The following is a 20728-nucleotide window of genomic DNA, read 5'->3' on the forward strand; positions in this document are numbered from 1 at the left end:
ACGCCCCGGTTCAGCCACCGAACCAGACGACGATGCGGACGTTCTCACCCCCGTGAAGTCCGGACAGGGTGCGCATCACGTCCCACACGGGTTGCCAGGGGCCATGGGCCGGAACCAGGTCGCCGTAGGTGGGTACGACGGGCCGGTAGATGTCGTCGCCGAGGGGGAGTTCACCGTCGGCAGGCCACCGGGACGGAGCGATGTTGCCTTCCCCGAACGCGGTCTCGGCCGCCCCGTACACCTCTCCCGGAAGGACGGTCACCTCGCGCCGCACCAGAGCGCCTGCGCTGTCGCGGGTCCAGCGGCCGACCCAGTGCGGGGAGGGGCCATCGGTGCACGGGGCGTCCCAGTCGACGGTCACCAGTTCCTGCCAGGAGAACCATGAATGGCTGTGGCCATCGAAATCGTCCGATTCCTTGCGTACATGGTCGGATACATCGAAGGGAAGACCACGGTCAGAGAACAGCGACTTGACCGGTTCCACACTCCGGACGTCGAAGAGCACTGACCAGGACGCATAATCGTGCGCGTCGCGCAGATGCCGAAGTTCGGCGAAGGGTTCCCATGCCACATGCTCAGCACCGTAGTGTCCGGACCAGGCCCGGCACTCCAGCCACCCGTGCAAGTCGGTACTCATACTGTGACTCTATCCGGAACGGAAACCGGCGAAAGGTCGATCACCACCGCGGTGGTGATCGACCGCACCGTCACGGAGCCGGACGACTGGCCGCCCCGCCCTCCGCGTCCTCCTCCACACGCACCTCCACCCGCACTCCGGCCCGCACCCCCCACCCCTCCATCACCCCGGCCTCCGCCTCCAGCACATGCCGGGACCGGAGCCGGGGCAGCCCGAGCCGCCCCGGCTTCATGGTGCGCACGGCGACGACGGTGAGATCCCGGTCGAGGTACGCGACGTCGATCGGCATCCGCATACGGAAGGTGTGCACGCTGTTGGCAGGGGACAGCAGGATCGCCCCGTCGACCGAGTCCCGCCCCAGCAGCCCCCGGGTACGGGCGCGGTAGGAGGTGGCGATCTCCAGCGGAACACTGAACGCTGCCTCGCTCGCCTTGCCTCCCCGCACGACAAGCCTGCCTCGCCCGTCCCGCCAGCGCCGCCCCATACCGAGGCCACCTCCCGCTCAGTGCCGTGTGCCCTGCCGTCCGAACCGAACGTATCGGCAGGGGAGTAGGCCCTACATGGGCCCAGGGACCCATGCCGGACGGGTGCCGTCGGCACTACGTTCCCGGAGTGCGCCTCCTCCTGACAGTCGCGGCCGCCCTGTGGGGCACCGGCACAGGCCTTCTCCTGCCCCGCGCCGCCCACCGCCTCGCCGTCGACTCCGGCAAGCCCTGGAACGACCGCTGCCCCGCCGCCCACCCGATCACCGGCGTGTTCGGCGGCTGGCTGGGCCGGGCGCAGTGCCGGGCCGGCGCGCCGGCGGGGCCATGCGGCCCGTACGGCCCCAGCACCCTCGCCGTCACCGCGGCAACGACCCTGGTCTGCACGACCCTGGCGGCGGCAACGGGCCCCCACCCGGAAACAGTGGTGTGGCTCCTGGCAACCCCCGTAGCGGTCCTCCTCTCCCTGATCGACCACCGCGTCCACCGCCTCCCCGACGTCCTGACCCTCCCCCTCGCGTTCGCCCTCGCAGCCCTCCTGGGCCTGGCGGCACTGTCCCCCACAGCGGCGGGCTCCTGGCCGACGAGCCTCCTGGGTGCCCTGACCATGGGCGCCGCGTATCTCCTGCTGTTCCTCATCAACCCCGACGGCATGGGCTTCGGCGACGTCAAACTGGCCCTGGCCCTCGGCCTCCCCCTCGGCTGGTACGGCTGGCCAACCCTCCTGACCGGAGCCTTGTCGGGCCTCCTCTACGGCACGCTGTACGGCCTCACTCTCGTCGCCCTGCGGCGCGCGGACCGAAGGGCGGCGATTCCACTGGGCCCGTTCATGGTGGGCGGGGCGTTCACGGGGATGGTGGTGGGTGCGGTGACGGCATGACGGTCACTCAGCGACCCGTCGGCTTTGCTGCTTTGTGAGAGAAACGAGCCACCCGCGCATCGCCCGGTGAGCCGACTCCCGCGTTACGCAACCGTTATGGCCCAAGTGGGTCTAGCAACAACCGATTTGGTCTCATACACCCCGTGCGCTGAAAAGCTTCACCCTGGTGCCACCACCCCCTCCTGGATAGCGTTGCTTCGCTCAAGAGAAGCCTCGCCTCACCAGGAGCCGACAGTGAACCGCCGCCCCACCCTGCTCGCAGCGCTCACGCTGACCGCCGCTGCGGCCCTGACGCTGTCCGCGTGCGGGAGCGATGACAGCTCCAAGGACAAGGACAACGACAAGATCGCGGGAGCCGACACGGGGAGCAAGGCGCCGGCGTCCGCCGGCCCGAGCGGGTCGGCCTCGTCGGCTGCTGGTCGTCCGGAGATCAAACTGCCGTCAGATCTGACCATGACGTTCGAGGGCGCCAAGACAGGTGACCCCGTCAAGGACGCCGTACTCGCCGACAGCGCGGATCGTATGCGTGCCGTCAACGCGGCGATCGCGGGGACGGATCCCAAGGAAGAAGCGCTGAACTTCTACAACAGCGGCAGGGCGCTGGAAGCCGCCGTCACCTGGGTGGAGAAGTTCAAGAAGGCCAACCTCGGCATCACGGGCACGATCCAGTACTACAACCGGACCGTGACACTTGACGGCGACAAAGCCGCCTCTGTCGTGTTCTGTGCCGACGAGAGCAAGGGCTACGCCAAGGATCTCAAGACGAACAAGGCGAAGGTCACCAGTCCTTCGGACGAGGACTTCATCCTCTACAACACGAAACTGGAAAAGAACAGTGACGGGGTCTGGCAGACCACGCGCATCGTTTCGACTGCGGGAGCGAAGCAGTGCCTCAAGTGAAACGGAGAGTGTTTGGCACCCTCGCAGTGGCCGTCAGCCTATCGGCTCTGGGCGCGTCGAATGCTTGGGCCAAGGTCACGCCCGACGGCACACGTGAGAGCGACACCAACGTCTCGGCGGACCGCAAGGGGCAGAACGTGTCGGTGACGGCCGGAGCTGTCGTCTATGACCAATCAAAGAACGGCTCCGGCCAATCCGTGGGCCCGGTGACGTCCACCACGACGTGGGCCCCGCCCGCCTGCTACTACGCGCCGAAGTACACCCCGGATGAGCTCAAGGCCTACCTGGAGCCCATTTGGGAGGCCGGTTCGACGGGCTATGAGTGGGATGCCAAGCAGCGCGACCATTACGTGAACGGTCACCCCTACAAGGACTTCAACAAGGAGAAGGCCGGCGAGGGCTACTGGTGGGACTTCTACGTCACGCCGGGTCGCGAGGGGGATCCGGGGGCGCTGGACTGCGACAAGCCCATCTTTTGGGTGGACGAGGGTGACGCACCGCCCGCTGATATCGAGAACGCCGTGACCCCCGAGGTCCTCGCCGAACTCGCGTACGCGCAGATCCGAGTCCCCAGCACCAAGGTGACCCTGGCTCCGGAGAACACCACCAAGGTCAACCTGCCGACCTGGGCCTGGCTGGACGCCGCCGAGTTCAAGCCGGTCTCCGTCACCGCCTCCGTACCGGTGCTTGGTGTAGAGGCGACCGCGACGGCAGAGCCGGTATCCCTCAAGATCGACCCGGGAACCGCGGACGCCGTGACCTACCCCGCATCTGGGGTGTGCGAGATCAACAACGGTCGCATCGGCGAGCCCTACGCCAAGGGCAAGGCGAACGAGACGCCACCATGTGGCGTGAAGTACCTGCGCTCCTCGGGTCACGGCTCGTATCCGCTCAAGGCCACGGTCACCTGGAAGATCCAGTGGGCGGGTAGCGGCGGAGCGGGTGGCGACCTGCCCGACGGCACGTTCGGCGCGGATCAGGACGTCGTCGTACAGGAGATCCAGGCCGTCAACCGCTGACCGACCTGAGGGTCTGTCACCGGATGCCCGCTCCCGCGCAGGGGGCGGGCATTTCGGCGTCGCTTCACGAACGGAACTGGCGCAGCGGCTGACCGTCGGCCGGTCGACTCGAACTCAGGCGTCGATCGCGTGTGGAGTGTCTCTCCGAACCGAGTGAGTACCTTGGGTGGTCACTGCCCGGACAAGCGTCGGCGAGGTGCCCGATGAGCAACGTCGTCCTGATGATGTCGGTCTCCCTCGACGGCTACATCGAAGGCCCCCACCAGGACATCAGCTGGCACCGCGTGGACGATGAACTGCACCAGCACTTCAACGACACCATCGGACAGATGGGCGCTCTCCTCAGCGGCCGGGTGACGTATGAGCTCATGGCCGGCTACTGGCCGACCGCCGACGCCGACCCCGCCGTCACCGGGCCCACGGCCGAGTTCGCGGGGATCTGGCGGGACATTCCGAAGGTCGTGTACTCGCGGACGATCGAGCGGGCCGGGTGGAACACGCGGATCGTCAGGGACGTCGTGCCCGAGGACGTCAGGGAGCTGAAGGAGCGGGCCGGGGGTGATGTCGGGCTCGGTGGGGCCGGGCTCGCTGCGGCCTTCCTGCGGCAGGGACTGGTCGACGAGTTCCGGGTCTACGTCCACCCCGTCCTCCTCGGCCGCGGCAAGCGTCTGTTCCCCGAGCTCGACACGTCGGCCTCGCTCCGGCTCGTCGAGTCGCGCGCCTTCGGCAACGGCGTCGTACTGCTGCGGTACGAGCGTGCCGACGCCCCCGGCTCGTAAAGATGTTGTCCGGGGCTGCCGGCCCGGGTAGGAAGGTCGTCATGACCGGACTCGGCGCTGTGTTCCGTCCCCAACTTCCGCCCGAGCGGCTGCGGGCCGTCTCCCGCCTCGCGGACGAGGCGGGGCTTGAGGAGCTGTGGCTGTGGGAGGACTGTTTTCTGGAGGGCGGGATCTCGACGGCCGCCGCCGCGCTCGCCTGGACCGAGCGGGTGCGCGTCGGGGTCGGGCTGCTGCCCGTGCCGTTGCGCAATGTCGCCGTCACGGCCATGGAGGCCGCCACGCTCCACCGGATGTTCCCCTCGCGCGCGATCCTCGGCGTCGGGCACGGAGTGCAGGACTGGATGGGGCAGGTCGGGGCGCGGGTCGAGTCGCCGGTGACGTTGCTGCGCGAGCATCTCCTTGCCTTGCGCGCCCTGTTGCGCGGCGAGCGGGTCACCACCGAGGGGCGGTACGTCAAGCTCGACGACGTCGGCCTCGACTGGCCGCCGCAGGGTGGTGGCGTGGAGGTGTTCGCCGGGGCCACCGGGCCCCGTACCCTGCGGCTCTCCGGTGAGGCCGCGGACGGCACCATCCTCACCGCGGCCACTCCACCCGACGGCGTACGGCGTGCCCGTCGGCTCATCGACGAGGGGCGGGAGTCGGCGGGGCGGACGGAGCCGCACAAGGTGGTCGTCTATCTCCTCACCGCCACCGGGGCCGGCGCCGGTGGACGGCTACGGGACGAGTTGGTGGCCGAAGGGCTCGACACGGTGCCGGAGCTCGGGGTGGCCGGGGACGCGGGCGCCGTCGCCAAGGCCGTCCAGCGGCTGGCCGACGCCGGGGCCGACACCGTGATCCTCCAGCCGACGGGAGACGAACCCGACCCGGAGGGGTTCGTGCGGTTCGTGGCGGAGGAAGTGCGGCCGTTGGTGCCGTAGACGGCGGCCTTCGGCTCGGGGCGCGCTCCGCGCCGCGGAGTGCGCGCACCGAAAATCAGCGGCGCCGCCTGAACTCCCCCTGCGATCATCACCCCATGGACGGTCAGCCCCCCTCCCTCCGGTCGCCCGGAGCCCCCAGCTCCGCCGGCTCTCCCGGAATCCCCCGCTCCTTCGAAGACCTCGTCGCCGAAGGTGCCTCCGCCTCCACCGAGGGCTGGGACTTCTCCTGGTTCGAGGGGCGGGCCACCGAAGCGCGGCCCTCCTGGGGGTACGCGCGGGCGATGGCCGGGCGGTTGGCCGGTGCCGCGGCCGTGCTCGATGTGCAGACCGGGGGAGGGGAGGTGCTGGACTTCGCGCTCGGCGCCGCCCGTCACGCCGGCGCCGCCCAAGGCCCCGGTGCCACCCCTGCGCACCCCCGCCTCACCGTCGCCACCGAGGGATGGCCGCCGAACGTCGCCAAGGCCACCGCGCTGCTCCGCCCCCGCGGTGTGGTGGTCGTCGCCGCGCCCGAGGACGCGCCGTTGCCCTTCGCGGACGGGGCCTTCGACCTCGTCGTGAGCCGGCACCCGGTGCGGCCGCAGTGGGCGGAGATCGCGCGCGTGCTGGAGCCCGGCGGCACGTACTTCGCCCAGCATGTCGGGCCCGCCAGTGTCGTCGAGCTCACCGAGCACTTTCTCGGGCCCCAGCCGGAGGAGGCGCGCAGCGCCCGGCATCCCGACCGGGAGCGCGCCGACGCCGAGGCGGCCGGGCTGGAGGTCGTCGATCTGCGGGCGGAGCGGCTGCGCATGGAGTTCCACGACATCGGGGCCGTCGTCCACTTCCTGCGCAAGGTGGTCTGGATCGTGCCCGGCTTCACGGTCGACGCGTACGAGCCGCAGCTGCGCGCCCTGCACGCGAGGCTCCGGTCCGACGGGCCCTTCGTCGCCCACAGCACCCGCCACCTCTTCGAGGCACGCAAACCGCGAGGGTGACGGTCAGGCGTGCGGGCCCGCCGTCACCTTCCCCACGACCAACTCCGCCGCCGCTTCCAGCACCTCGCCCACCCGCTCCACCTGCTCGCCCAGCTCCCGCAGCTGCCGCGCCGTCAGGTGCCCGAGCGGCTCCACCGTGACCGTCGTACGCCGTCCACGGCGCCGCTGGTGCCAGACCCCCGCCACCACTCCGTCGACCAGCAGCACCGGGTAGTTGCCCGCCTGGCCCCCGGCCAGCGCCCGCCGGTACGCCTCGCCGGGGAACAGCAGCTCGCGCGGCTGGGCGGCGATGACGTACGCGTCGAAGTACGGCAGCAGCCGCACCCCGCGTAAGGGCCCGTCCGGGAACGCCGTGTCGCCCGCCGCCAGCCACGCCGGTGCGCCCTCGAAGTCGGCCTCCTCGATCTCGCCCGCCCCGGCCAGTTCGGCGAACAGGCCCGCCGCCCAGCCGGCCGGGGCCGCGAGCCACTTGGCGAAGTGGGCGGACGTCGCCGGACCGTACGCGCGGAGGTAACGCCGCACGAGGCTGCGCAGCGCCTCCTCCGGCGGCACCGGGGTGAAGCGTGGCGGGCGGGTGTACGTCACCTTGCGGCCGCGGTTCGGGGCGAAGCACAGCGCGCCCGACTGGCCGGCGCGGTGCAGCACCTGCCGCCAGCGCGGCCACATGTCCTGGAAGGCCGGCATCACCAGGTCACCTGCCCAGGGGCCGGTGCGGGCGACGACCTCCTCGCCCAGTTCGCCGACGGTGAGGAATCGGCCGTCGAGGGCGTCGGCGATGGCCGTCACCACGCGGTCGGCCTGGTCCTCGGTGAGGCGGGCGCCGGGCGGGAAGGGACTCGGGCCGGTGGGGACCGCGGTCAGGGCCGCGCACCACAGGGGCAGCTCGTGGGAGGGGAGGAGGTGGACGGTTCCGCGGGGACCGTGCGTCTTCACCAGTGAGCGGTCGTCCCAGAGGGCGGCCCGTACGTCCGTCCGGGTGGCCTCCGCGGTCCGCAGCCCGATCGACAGCTCGGCCGCGGACAGCACCTGCGCGTGCGCGCCGAGCATGCTGCCGACCACTTCGGCGGCCGGCGTACCGGTCTCCGCGGACCTGGCCAGGAACTGCCGTTCGATTCGCCGGGCGCTCGCAGCGGCCCAGGCGACTCTCACCGTCGTCGTCATGGGGTGACGGTAGGTCGGAATGAGGTCAGATCCTGGCCTAGTGGTCGCTCGGGTGAGGGCCCGCCGTGGGGGCGGTGGATCGTCGCCGCATCCTCACACGGTTTCCACATCGTTATCGCGGTCGGCTCGCATCTGTCCTGCATCTGGAGTAAGTTCAGACCAAGGTAATTCGCGTGAGCAAAGCTGCGCGGTCGGTACCGCGCAGAGGAGGGGGCTGCGCGGTGCCATGTCCCCCCTTTGACGACGCGTCACGGGGACGGTGTCGCTGCGGTCGCGAAGGTGCCGTACGGGTCAAGCGGGCGTTCGTCGCCGAGGTCACCCGTGGGAGGGATGCCTCCACATGTCCTGTCATAGTCCGGGAAATCCGCTGCGTTCCGGCCGTGCGGCCGCTGTGAACGGGGGCTTCCGCGGCCAGCGGGGCGTCGTCGGCCGGTTCCGGAGAGTAGTTGTGGCACGCCGATGCACGCAGCAACCCTCACGAAGGGTTATGGTGGAAGCCCCCCCTCGGGCCGGTCCGTCTCCCCCCCACGGACCGGCCCGTTTTTTCTGCCCGCGGAGTACCTGTTCAGAGGCGGTCACGGGCCCCGCACCGACGGCCGCACCACCCCGCCCACCGCACCCCCACCACCCCGCCCACCGCACCCCGAAAGGCGCGGCCGAGCCTCGCAGGGGTACGCTTCGCCGACGGGGACCGTCACGTACGGAGGGGCTGACAATCTCGTGAACCTGCGCGACAAGCTGCGCAGCCTGCTGGTCAGGCTGTACGCACGCCGGGTGGAAGGCCACCTGGACCACGCTCAGGTGCCCAAGCACATCGGCGTCATCATGGACGGCAACCGGCGCTGGGCGAAGGCCGCCGGTTCCAGCACCGTCCACGGACACCGGGCCGGTGCCGAGAAGATCGAGGAGTTCCTCGGCTGGTGCAGTGAGACCGACGTCGAGGTCGTCACCCTGTGGCTGCTGTCGACGGACAACTTCGACCGGCCCCAGGAGGAGCTGGTCCCGCTGCTCGGGATCATCGAGGACGTCGTCCGCACCCTCGCCTCCGACGGCCGCTGGCGCGTGCACCACGTCGGCACGCTCGACCTGCTGCCGGCGCAGATGCAGCGCACCCTCAAGGAGGCCGAGGAGACCACCGCGCACGTCGACGGGATACTCGTCAACGTCGCCATCGGTTACGGCGGCCGTCAGGAGATCGCCGACGCGGTGCGCTCCATGCTGCTCGACGCCCACGAGAAGGGCACGTCGATGGACGAGCTCGCCGAGGCCGTCGACATCGACATGATCGGGCGCCACCTCTACACCGGTGCCCAGCCCGACCCGGACCTCGTCATCCGTACCAGCGGTGAGCAGCGGCTGTCCGGGTTCATGCTGTGGCAGACCGCCCACTCGGAGTACTACTTCTGCGAGGTCTTCTGGCCGGCCTTCCGGAAGGTCGACTTCCTGCGCGCGCTGCGTGACTACGCCGCCCGCCACCGGCGTTACGGCGGCTGACCCGAGTCCGGGCGACCCGGCCGAGTTCCCAGTTCAGGACGGGCGTAACCAGGAGTTCACCGGCACGCCGTCATATGCCGTGGCATGGCAGCGCGTGTTCGAGGGCATAAGCCAGACAGGTCGATGCCCGAACCACGGGTGTCGGATCTCAGCGGACGGCACGGGGCCGTCCGCCCGGGAGGCCCTTTGCACCAGCCCGACCGTGCGGTCACGGCACGGAAGAAGCAGCGGAGGGCCGGTTCCCGGCCCGTGCATCGCGGCCGGCGACCGGTCGGGATTCCTCCCGCCCAGCCCCACCCGGCATTCCACTCCGTCGCTCCCCGACCTCATCCGAGGGGGTACGTCCTTCCGTGGTGACCAGCACAAAGCGCCACAAGCCAGACCGGCGCACCTACGTTCTCGACACCAGCGTCCTGCTGGCCGACCCGAACGCCCTGAGCCGCTTCGACGAGCACGAGGTCGTGCTCCCCATCGTCGTGGTCACGGAGCTGGAGGCCAAGCGGCACCATCCCGAACTCGGCTACTTCGCCCGGCAGGCCCTGCGCCTGCTCGACGACTGCCGGATCCGGCACGGCCGTCTCGATACCCCCATCCCGATCGGGGACCTCGGCGGAACCGTGCGTGTCGAGCTCAACCACTCGGACCCCAGCGTGCTGCCCACCGGCTACCGCCTGGGGGACAACGACTCCCGCATCCTCGCGGTCGCCCGCAACCTGCAGGCCGAGGGATTCGACGTCACCGTCGTGTCGAAGGACCTGCCCCTCAGGATCAAGGCGTCCTCGGTCGGCCTGCTCGCCGAGGAGTACCGCGCCGAGCTCGCCATCACGGACGCCTCCGGCTGGACCGGAATGTCCGAACTGACCCTGCCGGGCGAGCAGGTGGACATCCTTTTCGAGGAGGGGCACGTCTACGTTCCCGAGGCCGCCGACCTGCCGGTGCACACGGGTCTGACGATCCAGTCGGAGCGCGGCAAGGCGCTGGGCCGTGTCTCGCCGGAGGGCAACGTCCGTCTGGTGCGCGGGGACCGCGAGGCGTTCGGCATCAAGGGGCGCAGCGCCGAGCAGCGCATCGCGCTGGATCTGCTGCTCGACCCGGACGTCGGGATCGTGTCGATGGGCGGCCGGGCCGGCACCGGCAAGTCGGCGCTGGCGCTGTGCGCGGGTCTGGAGGCGGTGCTGGAGCGCCGTCAGCACGAGAAGATCATGGTCTTCCGTCCGCTGTACGCGGTGGGCGGGCAGGAGCTCGGCTATCTGCCCGGCAGCGAGGCCGAGAAGATGAGCCCCTGGGCGCAGGCGGTCTTCGACACGCTGTCGGCGGTCACCAGCCGTGAGGTCATCGAGGAGGTCACCGCGCGCGGGATGCTGGAGGTCCTCCCGCTCACGCACATCCGCGGCCGCTCCCTCCATGACGCGTTCGTCATCGTGGACGAGGCCCAGTCCCTTGAGCGAAACGTTCTTCTGACCGTTCTGTCCCGGATCGGCGCCAATTCGCGGGTGGTTCTGACCCACGACGTGGCGCAGCGGGACAACCTCAGAGTCGGCCGGTACGACGGTGTCGTCGCCGTCGTCGAGAAGCTGAAGGGGCATCCGCTCTTCGCGCACGTCACCCTGACGCGGTCCGAGAGGTCCCAGATCGCTGCGCTTGTGACCGAAATGCTCGAAGACGGGCAGATCTGAGAAGCCAGGCCCAATAAGGGTCGGTTACGCGGCAGTTGGCGCCGCCCGGGAAAGGCGTAGAGCCTAGCCGGGCGGCGCTTTCGTGTGTAACGCATTCGGGGAATCCCCCGACTCAAACGAGATGTGAGCTTTCACACGCAACTCGGAATTGCCTTGCGGCGTCGGATTACGGCAGAGTCTCACTCCTGTCAGGCCCCGCATACGACACACCTGTACCGCCAGCGGTGCAGAGCCGCATGAGCAACACCATCAACTGCATAGCGACGTCGTATGCCGCCCGAGCACCAAGCGGCGCTCCCAGGACGGGAGCTGCCCACCGGGCCCGTGTCTCCCGTGACCCCGTAGTTGGGGGGACCAGTGCCAGGGGCACGATTGCGTCCGCCAGGGTCACCGAAGCGGGCGATGCTGGAAGGAAACCGTGTGAGCCGGATTTCGGTCCGGGGATTCGCAGTGGCCTCGGCCACGGCGGTCACCGCTGTCGGAAGCGTCGTCGGCGTTGCCTCGGGCAGCACCGCGCAGACCAACGACGCCGAAGCGACGGCAGCAGGCACCACGCTGCTGGCGGACATACCCGCGGGGCAGCAGGCCCAGGTGCAGACCGCGTCCCTGACGCAGCAGGCCGACGCACAGGCCATCGCTGCCGACGCGAGCGCCAAGAAGGACGCCGAGGAGGCGGCCCGCAAGGCTGCCGCCGAGACCGCCATCGCGAAGAAGGAGGCCGCCGAGAAGGCGGCTCAGGCCGCGAAGGAGCGCGCCGAGGCCAAGGAGAAGGCCTCCCGGAGCGCGTCCGACTTCCCCGTTCTCAAGTCGTACAGCATCTCCGCGATCCAGGCGATGGCGGCCCAGATGGTGCCGAGCGGGCAGTTCCAGTGCTTCAGCAACATCGTGGACCACGAGTCCGACTGGAACTACCAGGCCGTGAACCCCTCCTCCGGTGCCTACGGCATGTTCCAGGCACTGCCCGGCTCCAAGATGGCCTCCGCCGGTGCCGACTGGCGGACCAACCCGGCCACCCAGATCAAGTGGGGCCTCAACTACATGAACGAGCGCTACGGCAGCCCCTGTGAGGCGTGGTCGTTCTGGCAGGCCAACAACTGGTACTGAGCCGGCCACGGCCGCAAGCCGTCGTTCAACTCCGCGCAGCCCCTCGCCGTCCCGTGGTGGGGGGCTTTCGCCCTGTGCCCTACCTGTACGGTCGGACGGAACGACTCCAGGGGGAGTGGTGGGGGCGGCCGGGGGAAAAGGACGGATCATGTCGCAAGTGCCAGGGTGGCTGGGCCGGCTCGGTGCCGGGCTCACCGAGATGAGCGAGCGGTGGAGCGAGCGCCGCGCCGAGGCGGAACGGGAGAGCGCCGACGAGTCGGCCGACCCGCCGGACCACGTCCCGCCGCCCCCTGACTACCCGCCCTCGGTCGTGCCACGCCCGGATCCCGCGCAGGCGGTGCCGTGGGGGGTGCGGGTCGCCGCCGAGGCCGGATGGCGGCTGCTGGTGCTGGCGGGCACGCTCTGGGTGCTGATGAAGGTCATCAGTGCCGTACAACTCGTGGTGCTGGCCTTCGTGGCGGCGCTGCTCATCACGGCGTTGCTGCAGCCGGCCGTGGCGTGGCTGCGGCGGTACGGCGTGCCGCGCGGGCCGGCCACGGCGCTGACGGCGATCCTCGGCTTCGTCATCATGGGGCTGATCGGCTGGTTCGTGACCTGGCAGGTCATGGAGAACATCGACGACCTGTCGAGCCAGATCCAGGACGGCATCGACGAGTTGCGGAACTGGCTGCTGAACAGCCCCTTCCACGTCACGGACAAGCAGATCAACGAGATCGCCACGAACCTGCGGGAGGCGGTCGGTGCGAACACCGACCAGATCACGTCGGCGGGGCTGGAGGGCGTGACGGTCGTGGTGGAGGCCCTGACCGGCATCCTCCTGACGATCTTCTCGACGCTCTTTCTGCTCTACGACGGCAAGAGCATCTGGGAGTGGACGCTGAAGCTGGTGCCGTCGGCGGCGCGTCCGGGGGTGGCCGGGGCCGGGCCGCGGGCGTGGCGGACGCTGACGGCGTACGTGCGCGGGACGGTGGTCGTGGCCCTGATCGACGCCATCTTCATCGGCCTGGGCATCTACTTCCTCGATGTGCCGATGGCGGTGCCTCTGGCCGTCTTCATCTTCCTCTTCGCGTTCATCCCGCTGGTGGGAGCGGTGGTGTCCGGCGCGCTGGCGGTTCTGGTGGCGCTGGTGACCCAGGGCGTCTTCACGGCCGTCATGACGCTGGCGGTGGTGCTGGCGGTGCAGCAGATCGAGGGCCACATCCTGCAGCCGTTCATCCTGGGGCGCGCGGTTCGTGTGCATCCGCTGGCGGTGGTGCTGTCGGTGAGTGCCGGGGGCATGGTGGCGGGGATCGGCGGGGCGGTGGTCGCCGTGCCGTTGGTGGCGGTGACGAACTCTGTGGCGGGGTATCTGCGGGCGTACTCGCGGGATGCGGCGATACGGCGTGCGCCGAAGCCGCGCGACACGTCCGCGGTCGCGTCACCGGTGACGGAAGGACAGCCCGCGGCGGACGCCCCGCCGCCGTCGTCGTAGCGGGCCGGCGTTTTCGCCCCCGCCGCCCCCACCCGTCCCGTCCCGGGGCGCTGCCCCGGACCCCGCTGGGAGCGGAGCCCCCCGGCGGGGGCGAAAAACGACGGGGCCCCGCCCACCACTGAGGTGAACGGGGCCCGGTGCGCGGCCCGGAGGGCTACTCGGCGAGGACCGCCTCGGCGTCCAGCGTCGCGCCCACCGCCTGGACGACGGCGGCGATCTTGAAGGCCTCCTGGATCGTCTCGCGGTCCAGGCCCGCCTTGCGGAGCACCTGCTCGTGCGAGTCGAGGCACATACCGCAGCCGTTGATGGCGGACACCGCGAAGGACCACAGCTCGAAGTCGACCTTGTCGACGCCCGGGTTGCCGATGACGTTCATCCGCAGGCCCGCGCGCAGGTTGCCGTACTCGTGGTCCGAGAGGAGGTGGCGCGTGCGGTAGAAGACGTTGTTCATCGCCATCACCGCGGCGGCGGCCTTGGCCGCCGTGTACGCCTCCGGCGACAGGTTCGCCTTCGCCTCCGGCTCCAGCTCGCGCAGCACGATCGGGGAGCGCGAGGCGATCGCGGTCGCCAGCACCGTGCCCCACAGCTGCTGCGCCGGCAGTTCGGAGTTGCCGATGACCGAGCCCAGGTTGAGCTTCAGGTCCTTGGCGTAGTCCGGTATGGCGGACTTCAGGGAGTCGAGCGACATGTCAGATCACTCTCCGGCGAGCAGCTTGACCGGGTCGAGGGTCTCGTCGCCCTTCGACCAGTTGCAGGGGCACAGCTCGTCCGTCTGGAGCGCGTCGAGGACCCGCAGGACCTCCTTCGGGTTACGGCCGACCGAGCCCGCGGTCACCATCGAGAACTGGATCTCGTTGTTCTGGTCCACGATGAAGACCGCACGCTTGGCGAAGCCCTCCTCGTCCTCGATGCCCAGCTCGCGCATCAGCTCGTGCTTGGAGTCGGCCATCATCGGGAACGGCAGGTCACGCAGGTCGTCGTGGTCCTTGCGCCAGGCGTGGTGGACGAACTCGGAGTCGCCGGAGAAGCCGAGGACCTGGGCGTCGCGGTCGGCGAACTCGTCGTTCAGCTTGCCGAAGGCCGCGATCTCGGTCGGGCACACGAAGGTGAAGTCCTTGGGCCAGGCGAAGATCACCTTCCACTTACCCTCGTAGGTCTTGTGGTTGATCTTCTCGAACTCCTTGCCCTTCTCCAGCGAGACGCAGGCGGTCAGTTCGAACTCGGGGAACTTGTCACCGACAGTGAGCACTAGCTCTCCTTGCAGCGAAGAAACACCCATTTTGTAGGTGTTTCCCATGGGTTGGTCGTAGTTGATGTTGGCACAGAGAACATTGATTACGGAAATAGCTACACTCGGTCGAGCTGATCGGAGGTAGTTATCAGTGACCGTGGGTGAAGCATGACCCTGAGCAAGAAGAAGCAACCGAGCCTGTCCCAGCTGCGCGCCTTCGCCGCCGTCGCCGAGCATCTGCACTTCCGCGACGCCGCCGCCGCGATCGGCATGAGCCAACCGGCGCTCTCCGGCGCCGTGTCCGCGCTGGAGGAGACCCTCGGTGTCACCCTCCTGGAGCGTACGACCCGCAAGGTGCTGCTCTCACCCGCCGGCGAGCGTCTCGCCGTACGGGCGAAGGCGGTACTGCGGGAGGTGGGAGCGCTGATGGAGGAGGCGGAGGCGGTACGGGCGCCGTTCACCGGTGTGCTGCGCCTCGGCGTCATCCCGACCGTGGCGCCGTACCTGCTGCCGACCGTGCTCAACCTCGTCCACGACCGCTACCCCCACCTCGACCTCCAGGTCCACGAGGAGCAGACCGCCTCGCTCCTGGAAGGGCTCGCCCACGGGCGCCTCGACCTGCTGCTGCTCGCCGTCCCCCTCGGGGTGCCCGGCATCACCGAACTCCCCCTCTTCGACGAGGACTTCGTGCTCGTCACCCCGCTCGACCACTGGCTCGGCGGACGGGAGGGCATTCCCCGCGAGGCCCTGAAGGAGCTCAACCTGCTGCTGCTGGACGAGGGGCACTGCCTGCGTGACCAGGCCCTCGACATCTGCCGGGAGGCGGGACGCGAGGACGCCCCGGTCACCACGACCGCCGCCGGGCTCGCCACCCTCGTCCAGCTCGTCGCCGGCGGCCTCGGCTGCACGCTGCTGCCGCGTACCGCCGTCAAGGTGGAGACGACCCGCAGCAGCCGGCTCCTCACCGGCTACTTCGCCGACCCCGCCCCGGCCCGCCGTATCGCCTTCGCCATGCGGACGGGGGCCGCGCGCTCGGAGGAGTACGAGGAGCTCGCGGCCGCGCTGCGGGAGGCACTGCGCGACCTGCCGGTGCAGATCGTGGATGCCTGAGGTCACTCCGTCCGCAGGCCGTCCGGGCGCATCATGCGCAGCAGCGGCGGCAGGCTGAGCAGCGTCACCGCGAGGACGACCGCGGCGCCGACGCCGGTCATCGACAGCACGCTCGTCCAGTCGACCCGGACCGACGTGTCCGTCATCCGCAGCAGGACAGCGCCCAGGGTCACGCCTACCGTGGACGCCAGCAGCAGGCCCAGGCCGATGGGGATCGCCGTCTGCCACAGCACCGACAGGCTCAGCGTGCGGCGGGGGGTGCCGAAGGCGACCAGCGAGGACAGGAGCTTGCGGCGCTCACGCAGCTGTTCCAGCTGGGAGACCAACAGGCTCGTGCCGATCAGGGTCAGGACACAGGCGGCGCCGACGAACAGGCCGGTGCGGATCGACTCGTAGCGGTCCACCCGCTCGACGGCCGCCCAGGTCAGGGGGGCGGACATCGGGTCGATCCGCGCGGCCGTGTTGCGTACGTACTCCTGCGCGTCCGGCACGGAGCGGTCGAGGCTCAGGTAGATCTCTCCGGAAGCGTACGTGCGGAGCTTGGCGGGCAGCGCACCGCTGGTGAGCAGGAAGCCGCTGCGCTTGGTGCCGGTGGGGTCCTCGCGGGACTGGGCCTGCCGGAGGTTCTGCGGCACGGTCCAGGAGATCTGCGGATCGTCGGGCCGGCCCACGTCCGCTCCGTCGGCCCACAGCGTCTTGCCGGGCTTGGCCATCCCGACGGTCTCGGTGTCGTAGTCCCCGCCGCGCAGGGCGAAGACGTCGCCGTCGCGGCAGGACGGCAGTGTGGCCACCTCACGCAGGGTGGCGCAGTCGCCGACGGTGAGCTGGGCGATGGACTCCGCCTGGCCGCGCCGGTCGCCGAGGTAGGCCTGGGTGAGCGCGATGACCTTGGACACGCCCTTGGTGTCGCGGAACCTCTCGGCCGCGGCGGCGGGGTCGGCGTCCTGCGGCACGTGCACCTGCATCTGGGCCCTCGAGACGTCGTGCTTCGACGCCTTGGTGTAGAAGTCGTCCAGCCCGGCGAACAGCATCTGCAGTGCGATCGCCCCGGCCACCGCCACCGCGATGCCATTGACCATGCGGGCGGCCGTGCCGCTGCTCAACTGCAGCCGCCGTACCGCGAGTTGCCAGGCCACCCCGCCCGAGCCGAGCCGGGCGACGACCATCTCGACGATCCACGGCAGCAGCGCCGTGACCCCGACGAGCAGGAGCATGACACCCCCGACGACCAGGTACTGGTTGAACTCCCCGTCGTCGCGGCCCTGCCCGACCATCGGGTAGAGCATCGCGAGCCCGGCCAGCGGCAGCAGCAGCCGCCACCACAGCCGGCGCCGCGTGGGCTTGGCCGTCCGGACCACGCCGAGCGGTTCGATGACCACGCCGCGCAGCGCCAGGAGAGTCACCAGGACGGCGGCCGCCGGGACCGCGACCGCGACGAGCGCGGCGAGCGCGGGCGCGGGGTTGAGATAGCTCGGGAACACGCTGACGCGGAACACCTCGAAGGAGGCGGCGACCTCACGGCCGATCAGGAAGAAGCCGACACCGAAGACCAGGCCGAGCAGGGAACCGGCGAGCGCCTCGCCGGCCGCGATCCGCCGTGTCATGCGGCTGTCGGAGCCGATCAGCCGGAGCGCCGCGAGCCGCCGGTCGCGCCGCTCGCCGCCGAACCGCACGGCCGTGGCGATGAACACGGCGACCGGCATCAGCAGCACCACGAACACGACCAGGACGAGCAGGAGCAGGACCGGGTCCCAGCGGTCGGAGCTGCCCAGGTCGTCGTTCCCGAAGCTGTCGATCCGGGCCCCGCTGGTGTGCTCCAGCTGCTTCGCGAGCCCCTTGCCGCCCGCGTAGTAGGCGAGTTCCTGCGAGCCGATGAGTCCCTGCTCGCCGATGGTGCCGGCGATCCGGTGGTGCAGCCTCTCGCGCAGCAGCCTGCCGTCCGCGGAGTCGAGCAACTCCTTCAGCGCGGGGGAGACGACCATCTCGCCCGCCGCCGGGAACGCCGGGACCCCCGGCGGCAGCGGAGCCCGCGCGCCCTCGGGTTCCAGCACCCGCCCGCGGACGTCCTTGTCGTGGAACGTGGTGTCCGCGTCCAGCACGATCAGGGTGTCGTCGGCCTTCGGTATCTTCTGCTGGCTCCAGGTGTGGTCGCTGCGCGCCTCCTCGCGTCGGTGCCGCTCGTCCAACGCGTTCGGTATCGCGGTGGTGAGCAGCAGCAGCGCCACCCCGAGCCCCACGCCGACAGCCGTCAGCAGGGCGCGGACCCATCCCTCACGCCCGCCGGTGAAGGCGAAGCGGACCCCCATGGCCAGATCCCCGGCCCACTGGCGCGTCCTCATATGACGCGCTCCATGTCCCGGGACTTCCCGTCCCGTACGACGATCTCGCGGTCGGAGTACGCGGCCACCCGCGCCTCGTGCGTGACGAGTACGACGGCGGCGTTGGTGGACCGGGCGGCATCCGTGAGCAGCTCCATCACGCGCTCGCCGTTGAGCGAGTCGAGCGCGCCGGTCGGCTCGTCGGCGAACAGCACGCGCGGACCCGTGACCAGCGCACGGGCGACGGCGACCCGCTGTCCCTGACCGCCGGACACCTCGCCCGGCCGCTTCTTCCTCAGGTCGTCGACCTCCAGCCGCTCCATCCACGCCAGCGCGGTCCGTTCGGCCTTCTTGCGGGAGGTGCCGTTCAGCCGCAGCGGAAGCGCCACGTTCTCCACACAGGTCAACTCCGGTACGAGCTGCCCGAACTGGAACACGAACCCGAACTCCGAGCGGCGCAGCTGACTGCGCTGGGTGTCGCTCATGGCGGACAGCTCCCGCCCGTTGTACGTGATCGTCCCGGAGTCGGGCGTCACGATCCCGGCGAGGCAGTGCAGCAGCGTCGACTTGCCGGACCCGGAGGGGCCCATCACGGCGACGACCTCGCCGGGGTGGATGGAGAACTCGGCGCCGTCGAGCGCGAGGGTCGGCCCGTACGCCTTGCGCAGGCCCTCGGCGGCCAGCAGCGAACCAGCGGGAAACGTCATGCGGTCACCGCCGCACGGAGCTTGTCGAGACGCGCGGCGGTCAGCTCCAGCCAGCGCAGGTCGGCCTCCAGGTGGAACAGGGCGTGGTCGCAGATGAGCTGGTCGGCGAGGTCGCCCTTGCGCTTGCGGTCGGTGAGGATGCGCATGCTGCGCAGGTGCTCGGAGCGCTGGGTGTCGAGGATGTCGGCCGCGTCGCGGTGGGTGAGCAGCGCGAGGACGACCTTGGTGTACAGCGTGGACTGGAGGTACGGCTCGGGCTTCTCCGGCGTCGCGAGCCACCGCTCCACGTCGGTGATCCCGGCCTCGGTGATGGCGTACCGCTTCCGCTCCGGGCCACCGCCCGCCTCGATCCCGTCGACCTCGACGAGCCCGTGCTTCAGCAGGCGGGACATCGTCGAGTAGACCTGGCCGTAGTGCAGCGGCCGGTCGTGACCGAACTTCTCGTCGAAGGCCCGCTTGAGGTCGTAGCCGTGGCGGGGCCCGGACTCCAGGAGCCCTAGAAGGGTGTGACCAATGGACATGACGGCACTCTACACATCGTGTATACGCCGTGTGTATACGCGGAGTGTGCAGCGCGTGGCGTGGAGGACGGCGGCGCAGGTGGGCGCCGATTGTCACGGTTCTGCTACTGAGACTCGGGCGGTGTGCCGGGTGGACGTCCGCGCCGCGCGATGGGCCCGGCCTCGCGGGGCAGGCGCCCTGCCTCCGCCAGTGCCCTGCGCAGCAGGAACTCGATCTGCGCGTTGGCCGAGCGGAGCTCGTCGCCCGCCCAGCGGGCCAGCGCCTCGTACACCAGCGGGTCCAGCCGCAGCAGCACCTGCTTGCGCTGCTGCGGCCGCCGCCCCGGGGTGGAGCCTTCGGAAGGGGCCGTCACTGGTAGAGCGACCCGGTGTTGAGGACCGGCTGTGCGGCGCGATCCCCGCACAGCACCACCATCAGGTTCGACACCATCGCCGCCTTCCGCTCGGAGTCCAGCTCCACGATGTCCCGCTCGGTGATCCGGGCGATCGCCGCTTCGACCATCCCCACCGCTCCGTCCACGATCTGCCGCCGCGCCGCGACGACCGCCCCGGCCTGCTGCCGCTGGAGCATCGCCGAGGCGATCTCGGGAGCGTACGCGAGATGCGTGAACCGCGACTCGATGATCTGCACGCCGGCCGCCTCCACGCGTGCGTGCAGTTCGAGGGCCAGCTTCTCGGTGATCTCCTCGGCGTTGCCGCGCAGCGAGAGGCCGTCCTCCTCATGGGCGTCGTAGGGGTACTCGATGGCGATGTGCCGCACGGCCGCCTCGGTCTGGGTGGAGACGAACTCTATGTAGTCGTCCACCTCGAAGGTGGCCTGCGCGGTGTCCTCGACCTTCCACACCACGACGGCGGCCAGCTCGATGGGGTTGCCGTAGGCGTCGTTGACCTTCAGCACGGCCGTCTCGTGGTTGCGTACCCGCGTCGAGATCTTGGTGCGCTGGGTGAAGGGGTTCACCCAGCGCAGTCCGTCCTCCCGGATCGTCCCCCGGTACCGCCCGAAGAGCTGGACGACCCGCGCCTCGCCCGGCGCCACCATGTTCAGTCCGCACATGGCCAGGGTCGAGGCGAAGTCGATCAGGATGCCGGCGACGATCAGCGAGGCCTTGAGGCCGGTCGCCGTGACGGCCGTCGCACCGGTGATGACCGTCACGGCGCCGACGAGCAGTCCGACCAGTCCGAGCAGCAGTGCGAGCCCGCCACCGATGCTGTGTGCCGGAAACTCCCGTACACGCGGCGTCGGCATCTCGGGCGCATCGGCGGTGACCTGGGATTCCTGTGTGGACATGGGTGATCCCCCCGTTCTCGCGCGGAGTCACTCCTGTGTGACCCCGTCTAGCACGACACTAA

Annotated in this window: 21 protein-coding genes; 11 read left to right on the plus strand and 10 right to left on the minus strand. The window is 70.1% G+C overall.

The window, feature by feature from the left end; translation table 11 throughout:
* Window positions 1–10: 10 nt before the first annotated feature.
* Entirely contained in the window at window positions 11–361 is a 351-nt protein-coding gene (locus NW895_RS10465; protein ID WP_289935123.1) for a hypothetical protein, read from the minus strand.
* A gap of 346 nt (window positions 362–707) precedes the next feature.
* Entirely contained in the window at window positions 708–1121 is a 414-nt protein-coding gene (locus tag NW895_RS10470) for a DUF192 domain-containing protein (RefSeq protein ID WP_289935124.1), read from the minus strand.
* 128 nt (window positions 1122–1249) lie between these two features.
* Here NW895_RS10470 and NW895_RS10475 point away from each other — a divergent pair, with 128 nt between their 5' ends.
* The 6 genes from NW895_RS10475 to NW895_RS10500 all read left to right on the plus strand — a co-directional run bounded on the left by NW895_RS10475 (window position 1250) and on the right by NW895_RS10500 (window position 6585).
* Entirely contained in the window at window positions 1250–1999 is a 750-nt protein-coding gene (locus NW895_RS10475; protein WP_289935125.1) for a prepilin peptidase, read from the plus strand.
* Between the two features lie 234 nt (window positions 2000–2233).
* Entirely contained in the window at window positions 2234–2899 is a 666-nt protein-coding gene (locus tag NW895_RS10480; protein WP_289935126.1) for a hypothetical protein, read from the plus strand.
* Between the two features lie 26 nt (window positions 2900–2925).
* Window positions 2926–3918, plus strand: a complete 993-nt coding sequence (locus NW895_RS10485; RefSeq protein ID WP_289935127.1) for a hypothetical protein — start codon at window positions 2926–2928, stop codon at window positions 3916–3918.
* Between the two features lie 203 nt (window positions 3919–4121).
* Complete coding sequence (locus tag NW895_RS10490; protein WP_289935128.1) at window positions 4122–4697, plus strand: dihydrofolate reductase family protein; 576 nt, start codon at window positions 4122–4124, stop codon at window positions 4695–4697.
* A gap of 41 nt (window positions 4698–4738) precedes the next feature.
* Window positions 4739–5614: an LLM class flavin-dependent oxidoreductase gene (locus tag NW895_RS10495; protein WP_289935129.1), complete on the plus strand. Its 876-nt coding sequence runs from the start codon at window positions 4739–4741 to the stop codon at window positions 5612–5614.
* A gap of 95 nt (window positions 5615–5709) precedes the next feature.
* Window positions 5710–6585, plus strand: coding sequence for a class I SAM-dependent methyltransferase (locus tag NW895_RS10500; protein ID WP_289935130.1), 876 nt, complete (start codon window positions 5710–5712; stop codon window positions 6583–6585).
* A 3-nt stretch (window positions 6586–6588) separates the two neighbouring features.
* Here the strand turns inward: NW895_RS10500 and NW895_RS10505 are convergent, their stop codons facing one another.
* Entirely contained in the window at window positions 6589–7746 is a 1158-nt protein-coding gene (locus NW895_RS10505; RefSeq protein ID WP_289935131.1) for a winged helix DNA-binding domain-containing protein, read from the minus strand.
* A 720-nt stretch (window positions 7747–8466) separates the two neighbouring features.
* On the opposite strand from NW895_RS10505, the gene NW895_RS10510 reads away from it, so the two are divergent.
* The 4 genes from NW895_RS10510 to NW895_RS10525 all read left to right on the plus strand — a co-directional run bounded on the left by NW895_RS10510 (window position 8467) and on the right by NW895_RS10525 (window position 13491).
* Entirely contained in the window at window positions 8467–9240 is a 774-nt protein-coding gene (locus NW895_RS10510; RefSeq protein WP_289935132.1) for an isoprenyl transferase, read from the plus strand.
* 350 nt (window positions 9241–9590) lie between these two features.
* Window positions 9591–10916, plus strand: a complete 1326-nt coding sequence (locus NW895_RS10515; RefSeq protein WP_289935133.1) for a PhoH family protein — start codon at window positions 9591–9593, stop codon at window positions 10914–10916.
* Window positions 10917–11318: 402 nt separating this feature from the next.
* Window positions 11319–12020 (plus strand): transglycosylase SLT domain-containing protein, encoded by a 702-nt coding sequence (locus NW895_RS10520; RefSeq protein WP_289935134.1) that lies wholly within the window; start codon window positions 11319–11321, stop codon window positions 12018–12020.
* A 148-nt stretch (window positions 12021–12168) separates the two neighbouring features.
* The gene (locus tag NW895_RS10525; RefSeq protein ID WP_289935135.1) at window positions 12169–13491 is read left to right on the plus strand and encodes an AI-2E family transporter; all 1323 of its coding nucleotides are present in this window, start codon (window positions 12169–12171) and stop codon (window positions 13489–13491) included.
* 154 nt (window positions 13492–13645) lie between these two features.
* Here NW895_RS10525 and NW895_RS10530 read toward each other — a convergent pair whose 3' ends face one another.
* Both NW895_RS10530 and NW895_RS10535 read right to left on the minus strand, forming a co-directional pair.
* Window positions 13646–14179, minus strand: coding sequence for an alkyl hydroperoxide reductase (locus tag NW895_RS10530; protein ID WP_289935136.1), 534 nt, complete (start codon window positions 14177–14179; stop codon window positions 13646–13648).
* Window positions 14180–14185: 6 nt separating this feature from the next.
* Entirely contained in the window at window positions 14186–14740 is a 555-nt protein-coding gene (locus NW895_RS10535) for a peroxiredoxin (RefSeq protein WP_289935137.1), read from the minus strand.
* 150 nt (window positions 14741–14890) lie between these two features.
* On the opposite strand from NW895_RS10535, the gene NW895_RS10540 reads away from it, so the two are divergent.
* On the plus strand, window positions 14891–15832 hold the full coding sequence (locus NW895_RS10540) for a LysR substrate-binding domain-containing protein (protein ID WP_289935138.1): 942 nt from the start codon (window positions 14891–14893) through the stop codon (window positions 15830–15832).
* Between the two features lie 2 nt (window positions 15833–15834).
* Here the strand turns inward: NW895_RS10540 and NW895_RS10545 are convergent, their stop codons facing one another.
* The 5 genes from NW895_RS10545 to NW895_RS10565 all read right to left on the minus strand — a co-directional run bounded on the left by NW895_RS10545 (window position 15835) and on the right by NW895_RS10565 (window position 20666).
* Window positions 15835–18171 carry an FtsX-like permease family protein gene (locus tag NW895_RS10545; RefSeq protein WP_289935139.1) on the minus strand — a complete coding sequence of 779 codons (2337 nt, stop codon included), beginning with the start codon at window positions 18169–18171 and terminating at the stop codon, window positions 15835–15837.
* Window positions 18168–18857 (minus strand): ABC transporter ATP-binding protein, encoded by a 690-nt coding sequence (locus NW895_RS10550; RefSeq protein WP_289935140.1) that lies wholly within the window; start codon window positions 18855–18857, stop codon window positions 18168–18170. The genes NW895_RS10545 and NW895_RS10550 overlap by 4 nt, the downstream gene beginning before the upstream one ends.
* A complete protein-coding gene (locus NW895_RS10555; protein ID WP_289935141.1) occupies window positions 18854–19378 on the minus strand; it encodes a PadR family transcriptional regulator in 525 nt (174 codons plus the stop codon). The genes NW895_RS10550 and NW895_RS10555 overlap by 4 nt, the downstream gene beginning before the upstream one ends.
* A 104-nt stretch (window positions 19379–19482) precedes the next feature.
* Window positions 19483–19731: a hypothetical protein gene (locus tag NW895_RS10560; RefSeq protein WP_289935142.1), complete on the minus strand. Its 249-nt coding sequence runs from the start codon at window positions 19729–19731 to the stop codon at window positions 19483–19485.
* Window positions 19728–20666 (minus strand): SPFH domain-containing protein, encoded by a 939-nt coding sequence (locus NW895_RS10565; protein WP_289935143.1) that lies wholly within the window; start codon window positions 20664–20666, stop codon window positions 19728–19730. The genes NW895_RS10560 and NW895_RS10565 overlap by 4 nt, the downstream gene beginning before the upstream one ends.
* Between the last annotated feature and the right edge of the window lie 62 nt (window positions 20667–20728).

It is taken from the genome of Streptomyces sp. S.PNR 29, assembly GCF_030386795.1.
Lineage (GTDB): Bacteria > Actinomycetota > Actinomycetes > Streptomycetales > Streptomycetaceae > Streptomyces.